Below are 19,144 nucleotides of genomic sequence, written 5' to 3'. Positions count from 1 at the left end.
TACGTTACAAAAGATGTATGAAGGTGCCGGAATTGGCGGTCACGGCGCACGACCGTCGCAAGTGGGGTTTCCGCCGCTGTACTGTTCTCTCGTCGCTGTCCGAAACCGGCGGACGGTGTGGGGCACCGAAACGGTTAGTGACCGGACGGGAGGAGGAGAGAACATGACTGACTGGATCGGCAAGACGTTCACTAGCGACTTCGGATGGGACCACCTCGAATCACTCGTCGATATCGGTGACCGGATGGCCGGATCACCCGGCGAACGCGAGGCGATGGAGTTGACGCGCGACGCGCTGGAAGCGGCCGGTGCGCGCAACGCCCACATTGATACGTTCGAGATTCAGGGCTGGGAACGCGGTGACAGTCGCGTCGTTACGGACGGGACGACACAGGACTGCATCGCTCTCCCGCGGAGTCCGTCCGACGCGTCGTCCGGTGAGTTCGTTGACCTCGGATACGGTCTCCCCGAGGATTTCGAGGCGGATCTCTCGGGGAAGGTAGTGATGGTCTCTTCGACTGTTCCGGACCACTACGAGCGGTTCATCCATCGCCGAGAGAAGTACTACCACGCTGTTGAGGCGGGTGCAGAAGCGTTCGTCTTCGCCAATCACGTCGAAGGCTGTCTGCCGCCGACCGGGAGCGTCGGCACCGAAGAATCGCCAGTCGGCGACATCCCCGCTGTCGGGGTCAGCAAGGAAGTCGGAACTCGTCTCGCCCGCCGGTTCGAAGGCGAAGCGGTGACCGTCGAGGTAGACTGTGAGACGCCGCCTGCCGAAAGCGGAAACGTCCATGCCGAACTCGGCCCCGACACCGAGGACGAACTCCTCGTCACCAGCCATCTCGACGCACACGACATTGCCGAGGGTGCGTGGGACAACGGATCGGGCACCGCGATGGTGGTCGAACTCGCCCGTATCCTCGCAGAACGAGAGGACGAACTCGAAACGCGCGTCCGCTTCATCGCGTTCGGTGCAGAGGAAGTCGGCCTCGTCGGATCCGGGCACGAGTCTGACCGACTCGGCGACGAGCGGGAGCACATCAAGGCGGTCGTGAACAACGACGGCGTCGTCTTCGGCCGAACACTGAAGTTTGACACCCACGGGTTCGATGCACTCGAAGCGGCGGCCGAGTCGGTCGGAGATCAGTTCGACCATCCCGTCTCTATCGTTCCCGAATTGGTTCCGCACAGCGACCACTGGCCGTTTACGCAGTGGGGTGTGCCGGGCTATATGATCTCTTGTGAGACAGCGGGTCGCGGCCGCGGCTGGGGCCACACGTTCGCCGACACCCTCGACAAGCTGGAAGTGCGGAACCTCCGCGAACAGGCGATTCTGCTCGCACAGCTCGTCGTTGACCTCGCAGACGATGAGATGGAGATTCAACACAAAGACGAGGCGGAGATCATCGAGGCGCTGGAGGAGGAAGACCACGCTGCGGGAATGAAGATAACCGGAGATTGGCCGTACTGACGACGGAATCATCAGACAACGGTGAACCGCCGGGTCTTTTACTGGGCCGGGCGTATCCGGGGACGATGTCTCGAAGAGGTGCGCCGGAGGCCGAACCGTGAGCGGCGACGCACCCGTCATCGTCGTCCGTGGCGACGGTGACGACGCGAACGCAGTCGCCGAATCCGTGGCCGCCGCCGGTGGCGTCGTCGCCAACAGGAGTGACGACGGTGCAGTTGATCCTGACGCCGCTGTGGCCGATGCAGATGCTGTCTTCGCTGTCGGCGAAGCGGCGCTGTTCGAGTTTGCTACTGCAGACCCGGCCGCACCGATTCTCCCTATCGCGTGTACCGTCGGCCACCAATCGGTCTCTCATGCAGATGTCGCGGACGCGGTTCGAGCGCTTCGGACGGGGGCGGTGCGAACGGTCGAACATCCCGTCCTCACAGTCACCGTCGATGGCACTCTGGCTGGGACCGCTCTCGCGGACGTGACGCTGATGACGGACGAGCCGGCACGTATCTCAGAGTACGCTGTCTCGACGCCTGCAGAGCGTGTCGATTCGTTCCGGGCTGACGGCGTTGTCGTTGCTACGCCCCTGGGAAGTCACGGCTACGCCCGCGGCGTGGGCGGGCCGATTCTCGCACCGGAGACGGGTGTCGTTGCCGTCCCCATCTCGCCGTACACGACACGCTCTGACTCGTGGGTACATCGCCTGCCAGTTACACTATCGGTCGAACGTGACGAGGCGTCTGTCACGCTCATTCTTGACGACGAGGAAGCCCGTGACGTTCCCGCCTACGCACCGATCGAACTCTCTGTCGGAGACGACCGACTGTTTCTACAGTTCTTGGAACAGTACGACGACTCGTCATAGCGAGATTTGGCGTCTGCGTTCTCACTCGACGAGTCGGGACTATCGAAATGAGAAAAAACGGAGGCCGTATTCGATGATGGCGGCTTCAAATACGTTCGCGTTCCTGCTCCTCAGATGATCGCGTTCCAGTAGTCCGCGATGAGGAAGAATAGACTCTGGTAAGCGGCGTACATGAGGACGAGGACGGACCCCACAACTGCGGACTTAGGTCGCTCGAGTTCGAGGCTCTTCGACCGTGCCTCGACACAACGTGACTCGAACTCGAAGAAGTCAGCGAGGAACACGCCGAGCACGAGGACGGACAGCACCATGCCGCCGTGCGGTTCGAGGATCATGAATGCGAACGACGCGAGGACGAGTAACAGCGTCGTGACAGTGTGCGGGAGGTACCGCGAGAGCGATTCGTCCCCGTCTCCCTCTTTAGCCTGTCTAACGTGTGTGCGGTGCGCGAGGACGCGCGTCAGCATGTTGGCGAGGACAAGTCCCAAGATGACGTACTTGAGAACCGGTCCGACGGCCTCCAGCGCGTCGAGCGGAACGAGGAACTGTAACGGTTGCATACTCATTCCTCTGTGTACGAGTCATTAGAGTTTTTCCAATCCGGCGCGCCCGCACGGCGCACCGCGGCGACTAACTAATCAGTGAAAATCCGCCGGATCCGGCCCGGCGTCTACGCGCGGCGCTCTTCGATGGCGGCTCGCATCTGTCGGCCAACTGGGATGAGCACCCAGAACGCGAGTATGCCGAGGAGGGCGAACCAAAACAGCGAGTCCATCAGGAGGATACCGAGTGAGTCGAAGACGGTACCGCCTCCGGAGACGGCCTCGATGAGCTGTTTGTTACTCTCGAAACTGCTCGTCCGGTACCAGCCCGCCAGTACCATCCAACCGAGTCCGGCGGCGGTGAAGATACCCAGCCCTTTGATGAACTCGTCAGCCATTGTTATTCCGAATCTTCGTCGGAGTCCTCTTGAGACTTTCCCATTCCTTGGGCGCGGAATCGCGTCCCGAGGATGTACACGCCTGCACCGAATCCGATGATAGCGAGACCTGCAACGGCAAGAATGGTGCTCAAGACATCATCTGCGATGGAGATACCGAGTGTCGTGCGAAGATCTGTAATGAGCGCGCCGACGAAACTCACGTTCAGTGTCGCTGCGTCGAGAAACATGAACCCGACAACGACGCTGATGACGGCGATGAGCGTCGAGAACACTGTTACAGTTTTGTAGAGTCGCAGCGGGACCACGACATCACGTCTGCCGCGTTTCGTATCGTCCCGTCCGGTCTGTGTGGAATCAGCGCTCGCTGTCCCGTCTCCGTCGGTCATCAGCGAACGTTAGCGTGGGAAGGAAAAGGGTTTTTCCGTGTGTCCGTCCGCGCTACTTCGGCGGTCGAAGCCGATAGTACCGCTTGTTGAGGTCGTACATGTACCCTTCGCGCATGGTCTTCAGCACGGCGTACGTCACGACGCCCGCAACGAGCGGTGCGAGGAACGTCAGGTCGAAGAGCAGGTGTACGTCCATCGGGACGAGGTTCTTCGCGGAGTAGACGCTGATCGTAAACGCGAACACGACACCGCCGACACCGATAGACGCCCAGAACGGCTGTTCAACTGGGCGACGGGCCGATCCCTTGTTCAAGAAGGGAACGATGGCGATAGCGCCAACGACGACGACGTTCGCAAGGACACCGTACGGTCGGTCTGCGAGCAGTTTCTGTCCGCCCAAGATCGACAGCTCGGGGTTCAGCGGACCGAGCTTCAACAGACCGAACGACCAGTAGAGATACCAGTCGGGCAGGATGATCGCCGGCGTCGAACTCGGATTCGCGGGCGCAGCGATGTGCGGTGGGAGGGTCGCCGAGAGGAAGAGAATCATCCCGACGAAGAAGCTCGCAATAGAGAGATTCCGAATAATCTCGTGCGGCCACGTCGGGAACGCGAGCACGTCGCGTTCGACGTAGTCCGACTCCTGTCGCAGGTCTTGGTCTTCACGCCGGGAGCGTTCGAAGTACTCGTACGTGAGCCGGGAGAGACCGACCGAGCGTTCTTTGCGTTCGCTCCACGTCGGCGTCTCGTCGTCCGGCGCGACGATACCGCTTCCGTCGGTCCGAATCTCTTCGTCCGTGTTGTTGGTTTCCGTCATGGTTCTATTAGTGTGGTTCTGCGATGCCCTGCACCCACACGATGCCGATGTGGATGGCGATAAGCGTCGTCACGACGAACGGCAGCAGGAACACGTGTAAGATGTACATCCGCTGCAGTGTCGATTGACTCAACGTGAAGCCGCCGAACAGTAGTTGTGCGATCCACTCTCCGATGAGCGGGATGGACAACGACATCTCGACGCCAATCTGACCGGCCCAGAACGCCAGTTGGTCCCACGGAAGGAGGTAGCCGGTGTACCCGAACACCATCGTCAGGCTGATGAGGATGATGCCGAGGAGCCAGTTGAGCTCACGTGGTTCCTTGTACGCGCCCGTGAAGTAGACGCGGAGCATGTGAAGGAACACGGCGGCCACCATCACCTGTGCGGCCCATCGGTGGATGGACCGGAGCATGAACCCGAACTGGAGGTCGGTCATGATGAACGCGATTTGCTCGTACGCGACGGTGCCGGCCGCTTCGGTCCCTGCTGCGGACGATGGGGAATAGTAGAAACCCAGTAGTGCGCCGCTTATCGCGGCGACAACGTACGCGAGCGTCGAAAACAGTCCCAGCGTGTACAGCGGGTACCAGTACCAGAACTTGTTGTCGAGGTTGTACTGTTCGGTGTGACTTTTCGGCATCTGGAGGTTGACCCGGTAGTAGAGGGTCTCCATCAGCTCCAGATAGTCAACGATTCGGAATCGCTTGTCGAGCCAGATGAGCGTCGTGAGGAAGACGGACTCTACGGGTGTGAGGTCCTTCTTCTTCATCCAGCCCTTGTGGTCGTGTTCGTCTTTACGTTCTAAACTCATTGTTACCTCTTGTAGTACGGGTAGACGGCGCGTTTGACCTGATCCCACGCACCGACACCGAATTCGACGCCATCAGCGTCTTCTTCGCGGATGTAGAGGTCTTCCCACTTCCGACGCCGTTTCTTGACGATCATTACGTCCGGCAGGAACTCCTTGCGGTACAGCGCGAGGATGAACGCGAGGTCCACGAAGATGACCGCGAGGACTGCGCCGAGGAACATGTTCCCGGTGTCCGACAGGCCCCATCCGGAGACGAGACCGTAACTGAACAGGAACACGAAGATGACCTCGATGATGGTCAGGAGAACGATGGCGATGGCCGCCGCCGTACTCTCGCGCGCCGGTTCGTACCGGTGAATATCACCGTAGGTACTGCCACTAGAGGACATCTATCCGTTCCTCCCAGTACCCGTGTTTGGGGACTCGCCGTACTTCAAGATGTAGAACGTGAAGATGGCGCTCACGATGATTCCGAGGATGGTGGCAGAACCGACCCAGTGTGCCTGAATCGGGACACCGAGTTCGTGCAGTTCCTTCTCGCCACCGCCTTCTCCGCCACCGGGATTCTCGGTGACGACGATGGTACCGACCATTCCTGCGGATTTGTGCGGTTGACAGAAGTACGAATACTCACCGAGCGTCTCGAACGTGTGAGTGTACGTGAATCCCTCGTTCTCGATGGATTCGTGACCCTGCCAGTTCGCGCCATCGGGTTGGCTCTCAACGACGATGTTGTGGTTATTCGAATCCCAAACGAATTCCACCGTCGTCCCGGGAGCGATTTCGAGTGGTTCCCCGGTTCCAGGTGAGAACACGAGGTCATTGCCCGGTCCGACGGTGACGGTCTTGGTGGGTCCACCACCACTACCACCACCGCCCGTTGCGGTTTCATTTCCGGTCCCGGTTCCTGTACCTGTTCCTGTGCCCGTTCCGGTGGCGGTGCCAGTCCCGCTCGACGTCGAGTTACCCGTCTCTTGGGCGGCCCCGACTCCGGCGGCGGCAGATGCCGTCGCGGTGGCGGCAGGGACGCTTGCCGCTCTCAGAAAGTCCCGCCTTTTCATACAGGAAATTCTCAGGATGGAACGCGCTTAAACCCACCGACTCCCCCGCAGCTGTCCCGTTGTCGGCGTCTTCAGGTTGTGCCGAAAAGCGGCTCGGATACCGCCGATAGAGCCGTCGTTCGTGATCTTGGCCGATTTGCTATCTGTTCGAGACGCCTATCGCGCCCCGTTACTGTCGTCCCGGTCGTTGGATTCGAGCGCCGTACCAGATCCGTCATCTAGCGGGACAAAATCTGGTCGGCCACCCTCCTGAACGGCGCGGAGTCGGTTCCGATACTCCTCGGCTCGGAACCGGTCGGAGAGGCGCGCATTGGCAACGACGACAAACAGAAAGATCCCGATGAGGAGGAAGAATGCGGACGCGACAGGTGGAACGATGTTCATTCTCGCGTTCGAGGCGAACGGGATCAGATCAGTGAACAACCACAGCACCAACAGCGTGATGCCGCCAAGAATCTGTCCGGCGGCGATTATCTGCAACATCAGGTTCCCGAGCTCACTCGATTGATCGACCACTTCCTCCGGAGCCGGTAACGAGAAGTCTTCGGGCGGTTCCGCTACCTCGAAGTCATCCATCGAACAGAGAACCAGCGTCGGCCGTACGTCGCGGTAGACGGTACCCTCTCCTTGGAGGTCGCCATCCGGCGTGACGAGTGCGTACCCCTCGTCGGAGTATACGAGGATATGCGGTTCGCCCTCGACGCGGACGCGTTCGACGACGCCGAATATCTCCCGTCGGGCGACGCGGCTCTTCAGTTCCTTTTCCACTCGGGTAAGAAGCTCTTCGCCAACGATCCACGAGTCGGGATCGAACGCCGCCTCCCACTCTTGGGCGGACATCTCCGCCATGTCCGACGGACCGAAGTTCTCGAAGTCGTACTTCTCTTCGACTTCTTGACGCAGTGCTTCGAGTTCGGCTTCCTCGGTATCTTCGAGGTCCGTCTGGCGGTCTGCGGTTCCGTCCGAGGCGTCAGCCATTAGTGAATATTCCGCCGCGACGCTGTTAAGCCCTCCGACGTGGAGTTTCGATCCGCTATCGACTATCGTTTGTGACGGGAGAGTCGGGCCATTTAGGCCGCTTGACTCCTAACTCCCAGCGATGGTATCTGATGCGGCCATCGCAACGGGGGCGGCGTTGATGGTCACGGTCAGTTTTCCGTTCTACATCTACGGCGCGTGGATAATGATCGATACGGAGACGGTGACGTGGGACGTGCTGATCTACCACCTCAAGTTCATCGTCCCCGGTCTCATCCTCACCACGGTACCCGTCGTCTTCTGGATGGCGCCGCGACTCCTCGATCAACTCGGGGGATTCTCCGCACTCCACGCGGTCCTCGGCCTACAGGCGTACGCGTTGCTCGCGTTCGCGCTCACGGGTATCATTCGTATCTACCAAGCCAAACGTAATGCCGACCTCTATCACGACCCGGATCAGGACATAGAATTAGACGACCTGCACGAACACATGGGTGCCTGGCGCGGCCGTCTCCGTATCGGCGTCTTCGGCTACGTTATCCTCTGGATACTCGCGTGGTTCCTCGGCATCTACCAGTACGTCTCGTCGTATCTCTTGTGACTACCACGCCTCGCCGCTGGCTAAATCGACGTCGTGGTCCAGTTTTGACGATGGGCAGAGATCCTCAAGGACACACTCGTCACAGTCTGGGTTACGTGCATCGCAGACGGCGCGGCCATGGCTGATAAACAGATGGGTAAACTGCTGCCAGTCTGCTTCGGGAACGACGGGCATCAAGTCCTGCTCTATTTTCTCCGGGCGTTCCTCCTCCGTGATTCCGAGTCGCCGCGAGAGGCGTCGAACGTGCGTATCGACGACGATACCTTCGACAACGTCGTGACCGTGTTGCAGGACGACGTTCGCCGTCTTTCGTCCAACGCCCGAAAGATCGGTGAGTTCGCTCATCGTATCCGGCACCTCACCGTCGTGTTCTTCGACCAGCGTCTCACCGATAGACTGCAGGTATCCGGCCTTGTTGTTGTGGAAGGTGATGCCGTAGATGTCGTCGGCCAGTTCCTCGACATCCGCTGCGGCGTAGTCTTCCGGTGTCTGGTACTTCTCGAACAGTTCCGCCGTGACTTCGTTCACTCGTTCGTCGGTACACTGCGCCGAGAGGACGACGGCGATGAGCAGTTCGAGTCTGGTCGAGAAGTTCAGCGAGATGGTCGTGTCGGGATACGCTTCGTAGAGTCGGTCGAGTATCTCCTCAACCTGCGCCTCGCGCGTGTCGAGTGATGTTCCCATATCTATGGCTCGGCGTCGTGCACTTTGAGTAGTTCGGAGTGGGGTCGAACCCCGAACGATTAAGCGAGTTGCCGCGGTGGGTCGGATATGAACGTAGACTTCACTGCGGACGCGTGGCGCACGAGTCTCGCTACTCTCGCAGGGTACGGAGCGATCCTCCTCGTGATGTTCGTCATCCTGTTTCTCGTTCCGTACGCTGTCGTCAGTGCGCTCTAAGGAAAAAGTCGGTTTCGTCCGTCAGGCGAACGCGCGAGACACGTCGGCGTCGTCGTCCGCTTCGGCCTGAATCTTCTCCCATGCGGAGACGAAGTCGCCCATATAGATTTCTGTGCGGTCGTCGCGGATAGCGAACATCCCAGCCTCGGTACAGATGGCTTTCACGTCGGCACCGGACGCCTCGTCGGCCATCTCTGCGAGTTGGTGGAAGTCCACGTCGTCGGCGACGTTCATGTTGCGCGTGTGGATCTGGAAGATAATCTCGCGCCCCTCGACATCGGGCTTGGGCACCTCGATGAGACGGTCGAACCGACCCGGCCGAAGAATCGCGGGATCGAGCATGTCGAAGCGGTTCGTCGCAGCGATGATGCGGATGTCGCCACGTTCCTCGAAGCCGTCCATCTCACTGAGCAGTTGCATCATCGTCCGCTGCACCTCGGCGTCGCCGGACGTTTTCGAGTCCGTACGCTTCGAGGCGATAGCGTCGATTTCGTCGATGAAGATGACAGCGGGTTCGTTCTCGCGGGCGACCTCGAACAGGTCGCGGACGAGTTTCGCGCCTTCGCCGATGAACTTGTGGACGAGTTCGGACCCGGCCATCTTGATGAATGACGCGTTCGTCTGGTTTGCGACAGCTTTCGCCAGCATCGTCTTGCCCGTCCCCGGCGGCCCGTAGAGGAGGACCCCGGACGGCGGTTGGATGCCGACCTGATCGAACATTTCGGGCGATTCGAGCGGCATCTCGACGGTCTCGCGGACTTCCTGCATCTGCTGTTCGAGTCCACCGATGTCCGCGTAACTAACGTCCGGACTGTGCTCGACCTGCATGACACGCGCCCGAACGTCGGTTTCGTTGTCGAGACGTTTGACGATAGAGAGAGAGTTGTTGACGGCGACGCGAGAGTCCGGTTCGAGGTCCTCGCGCAACTCGTCAGTGACCTCCGTAAGTGCTTCTTGGTTGTTGCCGTGCTGTTTGATGATGACGCCCTCGTCCGTTATCTCCTGGACGGTGGCGACGAACAGTGGCGACTGCTTGAGCTTCTTGTTCTCGTGAGTCAGTCGCTCTAGCTTCTGTTGATACTTGTTGTTCTCAGCGTTTGCATCCAGCAACTTATCCCGCATCTCTTCGTTCTGAGATTCGAGAATATCGAGGCGCTCTTGGAGTGCCTGAATTTTCTCCTGCTGCGACGCCGCGTCCTCGTCGTACGGGAGGTCGACGTCGTCCACAGTATCGGTCATCACCCGTCGTAGGGTAGCGTTTCATAAGAGCCTTCGGGTAGATGGGGTGTCTGACCGTCTCACGGGGGATAGCCGCTGTCTTCTGATTCGATCTCGTGCCGCATGAAATTCCTTGTAGTAATAATCTAATACAGCAAATATTATTATGCTACATCTATGAGCTATGGGTACGAATGAGCACCACCGAGGTAGTCGGTACGGACGAGGGGACGACTGACCGTTGGGACCCCATCCGAGAGATGCCACCGAGCGCGAAACTCGTCGCAAAAGTCCTCGACTACAACGAAACACTGACGCAGAGCCAGCTCGCGGAGGAGACGCTTCTTCCGCCGCGGACGGTTCGTTACGCGCTTTCCCGACTCGAAGAGGCTGACGCCGTTAACTCGCGCTTTTCCTTTTCGGACGCACGGAAACGGCTGTACACACTGAATCTTTAAGTATGGAAACGGGGCCAGTTGTCCCGTGTCCGACGCTTCACCGCCAAACCCAGAGGCCGTTCGAGATGCGTTGCGGGCGTTAGCGACCGGAACGGCACCGACGACGACGCAGACATTTAACGAACGTATCGCGGATGCGACAGCGGCTACAGAGTGCGCCATTGACGCAGCAACGTTTCTTCGAGCCAATCGACTGCCAGAACTCGCGCGGGCCGTCGCTGATGCGGAGTCGGCAGGCGAGACGACGACGGCCGAACGCGGAAGACGAGCGCTGGAAACGCTTCGCCGCCTCGATTCGGCTGCTGCCGAGCTGCGCGGCGACCACACAGAAGAGCGTTGGTGAGCGGATGACTGACCGAGCGACGACGACGCCTTCGCCGCGTTCGCGGAACCGTTTTACCACCGTCCTGCCAAGCCACGGATAGATGACTCGGGTGATACACACCGGCGACACCCACATTGGGTACCAGCAGTACCACTCGCCGGAACGGCGTCGTGACTTCCTCGACGCGTTCGAACAGGTGGTCGCAGATGCTATCGCGGACGACGTAGACGCTGTTGTCCACGCGGGCGACCTGTTCCACGACCGACGACCGGAACTCCGCGACCTCCTCGGAACGATCAGCATCCTCCGTCAGTTGGACGACGCGGAGATTCCGTTTCTCGCCGTCGTCGGGAACCACGAGTCCACGCGCGGCGGGCAGTGGCTGGACCTCTTCGAGAATCTCGGCCTCGCGGAACGTCTCGGCGACGACCCGCACGTCGTCGGCGATACGGCGTTTTACGGTCTCGATCACGTGCCGAAGGCCCGTCGGGACGACCTGGCGTACGACTTCGAACCGCACGACGCCGCCCATGCCGCACTTGTCGGTCACGGTCTATTCACGCCGTTCGCCCACGCCGATTGGGAGACAGAGACCGTTCTCGGCGAGTCGAACGTCGCATTCGACGCGTTCCTCATCGGCGACAACCACGCGCCGGGAACCGAACAAGTCGATGGGACGTGGGTGACTTACTGTGGGTCGACCGAACGCGCGAGTGCCGCCGAGACGGAGGCTCGCGGATACAATCTCGTCACGTTCGACGACGAGGTGGATATCCGTCGCCGTTCGCTGGACACGCGACCGTTCGCGTTCGTCTCCGTCGAACTCGCAGACGACGAAGGTGCCGAGCGCGTCCGCGAGCAGGTCCGACAACACGACGTTGACGATGCCGTCGCTATCGTTGAGATCACGGGCGAGGGCGAACCGGTCACCCCCGCTTCGATAGAGGAGTTCCTGAGCGAACGGGGTGCCCTCGTCGCCCGAGTCACCGACCGTCGGTCGATGGAGACGGAGACAGAGGTAGATGTCTCGTTTGCGGACCCGGACGACGCAGTACGCGAGCGAGTCTCTGATCTCGGCCTATCGACGGCGGCTCTCGACGTGGATGAGACGGTTCGAGCGAGTAAGACGGCGGACGCGAACGTCCGCGAAGAAGTGAAGACGCGCGTCGATTCGCTCCTCGAATCGGACGACCTCGATGCCTTTACCCCCGCCGATACCGACGGCACGGAGTCCGAAGGAAAGGAATCGACACCATCCGCGACAGACGTGACTACTGAGACGGACGCGACCGACGAGAGTGATGACTCCATCGAGACGGCCGCAACGACCGAGGCAAACACGACAGATGAAGACGAGGTGGCAGTCGAAACACACGGGACGACTGACACGGACGCCACAGTCGGGACGGACGAAACAACTGACACGGACACTACAGTCGATACCGACACCGAAGACGACACAGCCACCGACGCGGACGCAGAGAACGGAAACGCCGAACCGAACCAACAGTTCACGATGGAGGACTTTTAGATGCGCTTCGACCGGATTCGACTCCAGAATTTCAAGCCGTACGCGGAGACGGACCTCGATCTGACCGACGGCGTGACCGTCATCCACGGGCTGAACGGGAGTGGAAAGTCGTCATTATTGGAGGCGTGTTTCTTCGCGCTCTACGGTGCGCGCGCGTTAGACGAGAACTTAGAGGACGTGATGACCACCGGAACAGAGGAAGCCGAGATAGAACTGTGGTTCACCCACGATGGCGGGTCGTATCACATCCATCGCCGTCTCCGCAAATCTGGTGACCGTGTGCAAACAGCAAAATGCCTCCTCGAAGGGCCGGATGTGTCAGTCGATGGCGCACGCGACGTTCGCGGATTCGTTGCGGACCTCCTCCGGATGGACGCGGAGGCGTTCGTCAACTGCGCGTACGTTCGGCAGGGCGAGGTGAACAAACTCATCAACGCGACGCCCAGCCAACGGCAGGACACGATAGACGACCTGCTCCAACTCGGTAAGTTAGAGGAGTACCGCGTCCGCGCGGGAAAAGCCCGCCTCGGCGTCGAAGACGTATTGACCGAACGTCGCGGTGCCCTCTCCAAAGTCGAATCGCAGATCGAAGCGAAGGAGGACGCTGGACTCCACGAACGCCTGAACGCGCTCGAAACCGAACTCGGTGAAGTTGACGACCAGATCGAACGCTACGAAGACCAACGCGAGAAGGCGGTCGAGACGCGAGAGAATGCAGAAGAGGTCCTCGAAACGTACCGCGAGAAACGCGCGGAACTGGACGAACTCGCCGAAGATATCGCCGACCTGCGCGAGACAATCGAGTCGGACGAACGGAAACGAGAAACGCTTCGGAGTGAGGTCGGCGAGGCACGCGACAGCGTCGAGGAGATTCGAGATCGAATCGAGAAGAAACGAGCTGAGACGACGCTGGACGAGGTAACGTCCGACGCCATCGCGGCCCGGCGCGATGAACTCGACGAGCGAGAAGCGGAGATTCGGTCCGACCTCACCGACGTGCGGGAGCGGCGGACGATGCTCTCGAACCAGGCCAAGAAACTGCGCGAACGCGCCGAGGAGTTCGAGTCGCGGGCGGCCGAGAAGCGCTCCCGTGCCGACGAACTGGACGATGACGCCGAGGATGCCGAAGAAGAACTCGAACAGCGCAGCGCACGCCTCGAAGAACTCGAAGCCGAACTGGAGTCGCTAACTGCGGAGTTCGAAGACGCGCCGGTCGAACTCGGCGAAGCGGCCTCCCACCGTGACGAGGTTCGGGAGACGCTGACCGACGTGCGCGCGGAACTCACTGAGACGAACGCCGAGGGAGAGAACGTCCGCGATAGGCTCACAGAGGCCCGGGAACTGCGTGATGAAGGGAAGTGTCCCGAGTGTGGCCAACCCGTCGAAGATTCGCCGCACGTCGATTCAATCGGTGAGTACGAAGCGCGAATCGAGGAGTTAGAGGCGACGCTTTCGGACCTTCGAGAGCGACGCGAGACACTGAACTCTCGTTTAGAGCGTGCGGAGTCGCTTGTCGAGACGGAGAACCGAATCGGCGAACTCCGCAACAGCAGGGAGTTGTTCGAGCAACGGATCGAGGACGCACGCGAGACGGTGGAGGAACGCCGTACTGAGGCCGAGACGCTACGCGAAGCGGCCGACAAACTGGAGGCGGAGGCAGACGAGAAACGGACGGCTGCGACGACGCAAGCCGAGGCGGCGGAGGATGCCGCGGAGACCGTCGAAGGCCTCGAATCGGACCTCGAATCCGTCGCCGAAGCCGAGAGCCGCCTCGACACGCTCTCTGATCTACGCTCGAAACTGACCGAGACTGAATCGGAGATAGAGCGTCTCGAAGAGCGGCGCGAGAGCATCGCCGAGTTGAACGACGAGCGGCGGGAGCGACTAGCCGAGAAACGCGACCGACGCTCCGAACTCGCCGACGAGGTGGACGAATCGACCGTCGAAGAGGCGAAAGCGAAGAAAGAGAAGGCTGAGAACTACCTCGAACAGGTTGACGAGGAACTCGCTACACTCCGCGAGAAACGCGACAGTCTTCAGAGCGATATCGGCGGGGTGAACGGTGAACTCGAACAGTTAGAAGCACTCCGTGAAGACCGCGACGAACTCGCCGCGCGCGTCGATGCGCTCGAATCGCTTCACGCAGAGACCGAGGAGTTAGAGGCGATGTACGGCGATCTGCGCGCGGAACTCCGCCAGCGAAACGTCGAGACGCTCGAACGAATGCTGAACGAGACGTTCGACCTCGTGTACGGCAACGACGCCTACTCGCGTATCCGTCTCGACGGCGAATACGAACTCACGGTCTTCCAGAAGGACGGGACCGCACTCGATCCCGAGCAGTTATCCGGTGGCGAGCGGGCGCTGTTCAACCTCTCGCTTCGGTGTGCCATCTACCGGCTTCTCGCGGAGGGAATCGAAGGTGCGGCACCGATGCCACCCCTCATCCTCGACGAACCGACGGTGTTCCTCGACTCGGGGCACGTTTCGCGCCTCGTAGACCTCGTAGACGAGATGCGTGATCTCGGCGTCCGACAGATTATCATCGTGAGTCACGACGACGAACTCGTCGGTGCGGCGGACGAACTCGTGACCGTCGAAAAGGACCCGACCAGCAACCGGTCGTCGGTTCGGCAGGAAGATCCCGAGGAACTCATCGCGGCCGAATCATTCGCCGGCGACTGACCGACGACCTGCTTCGGACCCTACTCCTGTTCGCCGCGTAGTGTGGCAACTGCTTCTCTCGCCGTTTCCGTTGCGGCGTAGCCCCGCTCGCCGTGGACAGTCGTTTCCGTGATGAGGCCGGCCGCGCGGAACTCCGAGAGGAGTCCGTGGAGGTCGGATTCACAGAGATCGTACGCGGCTAGCAGTTCCACGACGGACACCGCGTCACGGTCAACGAGTTCGACAAGAAGTCCCAGCGAGCGGTCGTCGTGAACAGCGGTCACAGCCCGTCGGAGCGGCTCCGAGACACCGGACGCGGCGGCGACGAGTGGTGAGACGCCCTCGAACGTCACCGCGTCGTTCGGAAGGTATCGTTCCTCACCGGTTGCCGGGTCGCGGACGCGACTGGACTCGCCCGAGCGTTTGACGAGAACGTAGCGCTTGCCGTCATCGTCGCGTACCGTCTGCATGGTCGTACGGAGGAGGGAGGGACGAATAGGGGTTTCCGTCTGTCGTCAGTTGCGATTGGTACTGTCGCCGCTGCCGTGGTTATCGTCGTCGGTGTCGTCGCTATCAGTCTCGTCGCGGAATCCTCGATATGTGTAGTACGCGCGGAAAAGAGCGAGCGCGCCGACGACCGCAGCACCGCCGCCGAGGAGGTGATTTCCGCGGAAGTAGATAAACATCGCACCGAGGCTGATACCCGCGACGCCGACGTTCACGAGGACGACGACGGCCCAGAACGTAGAGGCGAGTTCGCTGTCGATTTCGACGGGTTCCTCTTCGTCTTCCTCGGCCTCGGACTCTCCGACTGCGGGGACGGTAACCAAGTCGCTCTCGGGATCACCCCACCGATCCTCGGGGTCGTCTTCAGCAGGTTCGTCGGGCCATGCGTCGAAATCGCTCGGCACGTCCGCCGAAACGGGCGGGCCGAGGAAAAGGAGTTCGTTTCGGGTGTCCTGTATCCGGGTTAGACGTAGTCTTTCAGCGTGATGGTTCGAGTTGTCTCGACCCACGCGAGCGGATTCTGCGGGTCGTAGAAGACGACCCCACCGTCAACCTCGTAGGACTCGACACCGTCGAGTCCGTTCACCTCGCCTGCCCCCGACTGCGTGGCAGGCGACCGATCCGTCCGCTTTGAATTTGCGTGGTCGGTCATTGTCGCAACATGTGGTATGTCTTGTCATGGTATATGTGTTGTGCTTAGACACCTCTAATTAATGAGATATTTTGAATGATAAAACGGCGTTCGGATCGGGGATGGAAGGTGGATGGGACGCCGAAAAGCCGAAGTTTTTACCCGGGAGTGCCGAACGAATCGGCATGAAACAGGCAGGGCTCACGGACGGCAACTGGGGTGGTGGTGACGACACCGCCGACGATACACGGCCCGATGCAGAGGCCGAACACGTCGCCGGGAACGGGAGCCAGCACGTCTCAGATGTCATCGACGCTGAGGACATCAAGTTCCCCGACGCCGACGGCACCGTCGAACTCGCGGTGACGCAGGTGGATTATACCATCGAGGGAAGCGGCCGCAACGAGTACCCAGTTATTCACGTCTTCGGGCGCACGCGCGAGAACAAGACTGAACACGTCCGCGTCCTCGGCTTCGAGCCCTATTTCTACGCCCCGACGGACTCGCTGGACGACGATCTTCTCGACAAGGATGTTATCACGCGTACCGACGAGGGCTACGAGAGTATCCGTGGCGAGGAACTCACGAAGATCTGTACGCAGACGCCCCGTGACGTGGGACAAATCCGTGACGAGTTCGAACACTACGAAGCGGACATTCTCTTCCCGAACCGTCTTCTTATCGACAAGGACATCGAGAGCGGTATCTGTGTCCCCGCGCGCCGCCTCGACGACGAAGAAGGAACGATTCAGATCCCACACGATGAAGTCGTCCCAATCGACGTGGACGCCGACCTCCGGGTGAACACGTTCGACATCGAAGTGGACGACCGGTCGGGATTCCCCGAGGAGGGTGAAGAGCCGATCATCTGTCTCACTTCTCACGACTCCTACCGCGACGAGTATATCGCGTGGCTCTACAACGCGCCGGAGGCGGGCGACGGAGTCGAGTCGCCGACGGATCTCGGTGACTACGAACCACTTGATGAGGACACCGACATCGAGATTCGCTCGTTCGACCGCGAGGGCGCGATGCTCGACGCGTTCGTGACGTACATCGAGGAGACGGACCCTGACGTACTCACCGGGTGGAACTTCGACGATTTCGACATGCCGTACTTCCTCGACCGACTGGACGTGGTGAACCCCACGTCCGAGTACGACTTGGACCCGGACCGCCTCTCGCGCGTGAATGAAGTATGGCGTGGTGGCTGGGGCGGTCCTGACGTGAAGGGACGCGTCGTCTTCGACCTCCTGTACGCCTACAAGCGCACGCAGTTTACCGAACTGGAGTCGTACCGTCTCGACGCCGTCGGTGAGCTCGAACTCGATGTCGGGAAAGAACGCTACTCGGGCAGCATCGGCGACCTGTGGGAACAGGAACCCAAGCGACTGCTTGAGTACAACGTTCGTGACGTTGAACTCTGCGTCGAAATCGACCGGAAACAGGACGTTATTGCCTTCTGGGACGAGGTACGGACGTTCGTCGGATGTAAGTTGGAGGATGCGACGACACCGGGCGACACCGTGGACATCTACGTGCTTCACAAGGTCCACGGCGAATTTGCCCTCCCCTCGAAGGGCCAACAGGAATCAGAGGACTACGAGGGTGGGGCCGTCTTCGACCCCATCACCGGTGTCAAGGAGAACGTCACCGTTCTCGACCTGAAGTCACTGTACCCGATGTGTATGGTGACGATCAACGCGTCACCGGAGACGAAAGTAGATCCCGAATCGTACGACGGCGACATGTTCCAAGCACCCAACGGGACCCACTTCCGAAAGGAGCCTGACGGCATCATCCGGGAGATGGTGGACGAACTGCTTGCGGAACGCGAGGAGAAAAAGCGACTCCGGAACGACCACGACCCCGGAACCTCGGCGTACGAACAGTTCGACCGGCAGCAACAGGCCGTGAAGGTCATCATGAACTCGCTGTACGGCGTGCTGGGATGGGACCGGTTCCGCCTCTACGACAAGGAGATGGGTGCGGCCGTCACAGCGACGGGGCGGGAGGTCATCGACTTCACCGACCAGACGGCGGGCGAGATGGGATATTCGGTCGCATATGGTGACACTGACTCCGTCATGCTCGAACTCGGCCCCGACGTGTCGAAGGAGGAAGCTATCGAACAGTCGTTCGAGATTGAGGAGCGAATCAACGAGGCGTACGACAACTTCGCCCGCGATGAACTCGGCGTGGACGTTGACGGCGGCGAGGAGCACCGATTCCAGATCGAGTTCGAGAAGCTTTACCGGCGGTTCTTCCAGGCGGGCACGAAGAAACGTTACGCCGGGCACATCGTCTGGAAGGAAGGAAAGGATGTAGACGATATCGACATCACGGGCTTCGAGTACAAACGCTCCGACATCGCCCAGATAACGAAAGAAGTCCAGAAGAACGTCATCGACATGATCGTTCACGGTGAGGACACCGACGACATCAAAGACTACGTCCACGAGGTCATCACCGACTTCCAAGAAGGGAACCTCCCTCTCGACGAAGTTGGCATTCCGGGCGGTATCGGCAAACGACTCGAAGCGTACGACACCGCCACCGCGCAGGTTCGTGGCGCGATGTACGCCAACGAATTCCTCGGGACGAACTTCGGCCGCGGGTCGAAGCCGAAGCGTCTCTACCTCTCGAAAGTCCACCCCTCGTGGTTCCGGCGGGTGGAAGACGAGGAAGGGTTTAATCCGCAACGGGACAGCTTATACGGCGAGTTCAAGCGCGACCCGGACGTCATCTGCTTCGAGTACGCAGACCAGGTCCCCGACGACTTCAGCGTCGATTGGGATACGATGCTCGACAAGACGTTAGAGGGTCCCATCGCGCGGATCATCGAAGCGCTCGGCATGTCGTGGGACGAGGTCAAATCAGGCCAACAGCAGACCGGTCTCGGCAGTTTCATGTGATGCTGTTTCCGGACTGAAACAGCTACAAACCCCCGTTTCAACTGGTTTCGCTCTCCAAACGCGGGGAC

At 60.3% G+C, this 19,144-nt stretch carries 22 protein-coding genes; 9 read left to right on the top strand and 13 right to left on the bottom strand.

From position 1 onward, the window contains the following. Nucleotides 1-163 precede the first annotated feature (163 nt). The gene (locus HBOR_RS11505; RefSeq protein ID WP_006056603.1) at nt 164-1,471 is read left to right on the top strand and encodes a M28 family peptidase; all 1,308 of its coding nucleotides are present in this window, start codon (nt 164-166) and stop codon (nt 1,469-1,471) included. Between the two features lie 97 nt (nt 1,472-1,568). After that, a complete protein-coding gene (locus HBOR_RS11500) occupies nt 1,569-2,327 on the top strand; it encodes an NAD(+)/NADH kinase (protein ID WP_006056604.1) in 759 nt (252 codons plus the stop codon). A 110-nt stretch (nt 2,328-2,437) separates the two neighbouring features. Here HBOR_RS11500 and HBOR_RS11495 read toward each other — a convergent pair whose 3' ends face one another. The 8 genes from HBOR_RS11495 to HBOR_RS11460 all read right to left on the bottom strand — a co-directional run bounded on the left by HBOR_RS11495 (nt 2,438) and on the right by HBOR_RS11460 (nt 7,326). After that, nucleotides 2,438-2,887 (bottom strand): DUF7313 family protein, encoded by a 450-nt coding sequence (locus tag HBOR_RS11495; protein ID WP_006056605.1) that lies wholly within the window; start codon nt 2,885-2,887, stop codon nt 2,438-2,440. Between the two features lie 110 nt (nt 2,888-2,997). Further along, a complete protein-coding gene (locus HBOR_RS11490; RefSeq protein ID WP_006056606.1) occupies nt 2,998-3,267 on the bottom strand; it encodes a DUF7314 family protein in 270 nt (89 codons plus the stop codon). 2 nt (nt 3,268-3,269) lie between these two features. Then, nucleotides 3,270-3,656 carry a DUF7315 family membrane protein gene (locus HBOR_RS11485; RefSeq protein ID WP_006056607.1) on the bottom strand — a complete coding sequence of 129 codons (387 nt, stop codon included), beginning with the start codon at nt 3,654-3,656 and terminating at the stop codon, nt 3,270-3,272. 52 nt (nt 3,657-3,708) lie between these two features. Further along, complete coding sequence (locus tag HBOR_RS11480) at nt 3,709-4,473, bottom strand: cytochrome b family protein (RefSeq protein ID WP_006056608.1); 765 nt, start codon at nt 4,471-4,473, stop codon at nt 3,709-3,711. A 7-nt stretch (nt 4,474-4,480) separates the two neighbouring features. Further along, nucleotides 4,481-5,287: a cytochrome b gene (locus HBOR_RS11475; protein ID WP_006056609.1), complete on the bottom strand. Its 807-nt coding sequence runs from the start codon at nt 5,285-5,287 to the stop codon at nt 4,481-4,483. Between the two features lie 2 nt (nt 5,288-5,289). Beyond that, nucleotides 5,290-5,676, bottom strand: a complete 387-nt coding sequence (locus HBOR_RS11470; protein WP_006056610.1) for a DUF7318 family protein — start codon at nt 5,674-5,676, stop codon at nt 5,290-5,292. Continuing rightward, a complete protein-coding gene (locus tag HBOR_RS11465) occupies nt 5,677-6,348 on the bottom strand; it encodes a plastocyanin/azurin family copper-binding protein (protein WP_006056611.1) in 672 nt (223 codons plus the stop codon). It lies immediately after the preceding gene. A 156-nt stretch (nt 6,349-6,504) separates the two neighbouring features. Then, complete coding sequence (locus HBOR_RS11460; RefSeq protein ID WP_006056612.1) at nt 6,505-7,326, bottom strand: DUF7319 domain-containing protein; 822 nt, start codon at nt 7,324-7,326, stop codon at nt 6,505-6,507. Nucleotides 7,327-7,447: 121 nt separating this feature from the next. On the opposite strand from HBOR_RS11460, the gene HBOR_RS11455 reads away from it, so the two are divergent. After that, nucleotides 7,448-7,927: a DUF7321 family protein gene (locus HBOR_RS11455; RefSeq protein WP_049890482.1), complete on the top strand. Its 480-nt coding sequence runs from the start codon at nt 7,448-7,450 to the stop codon at nt 7,925-7,927. Here HBOR_RS11455 and nth read toward each other — a convergent pair whose 3' ends face one another. Then, on the bottom strand, nt 7,928-8,611 hold the full coding sequence (gene nth, locus HBOR_RS11450; RefSeq protein ID WP_006056614.1) for an endonuclease III: 684 nt from the start codon (nt 8,609-8,611) through the stop codon (nt 7,928-7,930). 87 nt (nt 8,612-8,698) lie between these two features. On the opposite strand from nth, the gene HBOR_RS20480 reads away from it, so the two are divergent. After that, on the top strand, nt 8,699-8,827 hold the full coding sequence (locus HBOR_RS20480; protein WP_006056615.1) for a hypothetical protein: 129 nt from the start codon (nt 8,699-8,701) through the stop codon (nt 8,825-8,827). 21 nt (nt 8,828-8,848) lie between these two features. Here HBOR_RS20480 and pan1 read toward each other — a convergent pair whose 3' ends face one another. After that, complete coding sequence (gene pan1 / locus HBOR_RS11445) at nt 8,849-10,066, bottom strand: proteasome-activating nucleotidase Pan1 (protein WP_006056616.1); 1,218 nt, start codon at nt 10,064-10,066, stop codon at nt 8,849-8,851. A gap of 173 nt (nt 10,067-10,239) precedes the next feature. Here pan1 and HBOR_RS11440 point away from each other — a divergent pair, with 173 nt between their 5' ends. The 4 genes from HBOR_RS11440 (at nt 10,240) to rad50 (ending at nt 15,044) form a co-directional block, all read left to right on the top strand. After that, a complete protein-coding gene (locus HBOR_RS11440) occupies nt 10,240-10,503 on the top strand; it encodes a helix-turn-helix domain-containing protein (RefSeq protein WP_006056617.1) in 264 nt (87 codons plus the stop codon). A gap of 25 nt (nt 10,504-10,528) precedes the next feature. After that, nucleotides 10,529-10,846 (top strand): hypothetical protein, encoded by a 318-nt coding sequence (locus HBOR_RS11435; RefSeq protein ID WP_006056618.1) that lies wholly within the window; start codon nt 10,529-10,531, stop codon nt 10,844-10,846. An 82-nt stretch (nt 10,847-10,928) separates the two neighbouring features. Continuing rightward, a complete protein-coding gene (gene mre11, locus HBOR_RS11430; protein ID WP_013440657.1) occupies nt 10,929-12,359 on the top strand; it encodes a DNA double-strand break repair protein Mre11 in 1,431 nt (476 codons plus the stop codon). After that, nucleotides 12,360-15,044, top strand: a complete 2,685-nt coding sequence (rad50, locus tag HBOR_RS11425) for a DNA double-strand break repair ATPase Rad50 (RefSeq protein ID WP_006056620.1) — start codon at nt 12,360-12,362, stop codon at nt 15,042-15,044. 20 nt (nt 15,045-15,064) lie between these two features. Here rad50 and HBOR_RS11420 read toward each other — a convergent pair whose 3' ends face one another. From HBOR_RS11420 to HBOR_RS11410, 3 genes are read right to left on the bottom strand one after another with little or no spacing between them, the layout of a single operon-like run. Continuing rightward, complete coding sequence (locus HBOR_RS11420) at nt 15,065-15,493, bottom strand: DUF7346 family protein (protein ID WP_006056621.1); 429 nt, start codon at nt 15,491-15,493, stop codon at nt 15,065-15,067. 45 nt (nt 15,494-15,538) lie between these two features. Next, nucleotides 15,539-15,934, bottom strand: a complete 396-nt coding sequence (locus HBOR_RS11415) for a DUF7322 domain-containing protein (RefSeq protein ID WP_006056622.1) — start codon at nt 15,932-15,934, stop codon at nt 15,539-15,541. Nucleotides 15,935-15,993: 59 nt separating this feature from the next. Then, nucleotides 15,994-16,182 carry a DUF7331 family protein gene (locus tag HBOR_RS11410; RefSeq protein ID WP_006056623.1) on the bottom strand — a complete coding sequence of 63 codons (189 nt, stop codon included), beginning with the start codon at nt 16,180-16,182 and terminating at the stop codon, nt 15,994-15,996. A gap of 164 nt (nt 16,183-16,346) precedes the next feature. Between HBOR_RS11410 and HBOR_RS11405 the strand changes: the two genes are divergently transcribed. Then, nucleotides 16,347-19,076 (top strand): DNA-directed DNA polymerase, encoded by a 2,730-nt coding sequence (locus HBOR_RS11405; protein ID WP_013440656.1) that lies wholly within the window; start codon nt 16,347-16,349, stop codon nt 19,074-19,076. The last annotated feature ends 68 nt before the right edge of the window (nt 19,077-19,144 follow it).

It is taken from the genome of Halogeometricum borinquense DSM 11551 (assembly GCF_000172995.2).
GTDB lineage: Archaea > Halobacteriota > Halobacteria > Halobacteriales > Haloferacaceae > Halogeometricum > Halogeometricum borinquense.
Note: the sequence above shows the minus strand (reverse complement) of the source record. Positions and strands in the feature narration are given on the sequence as shown.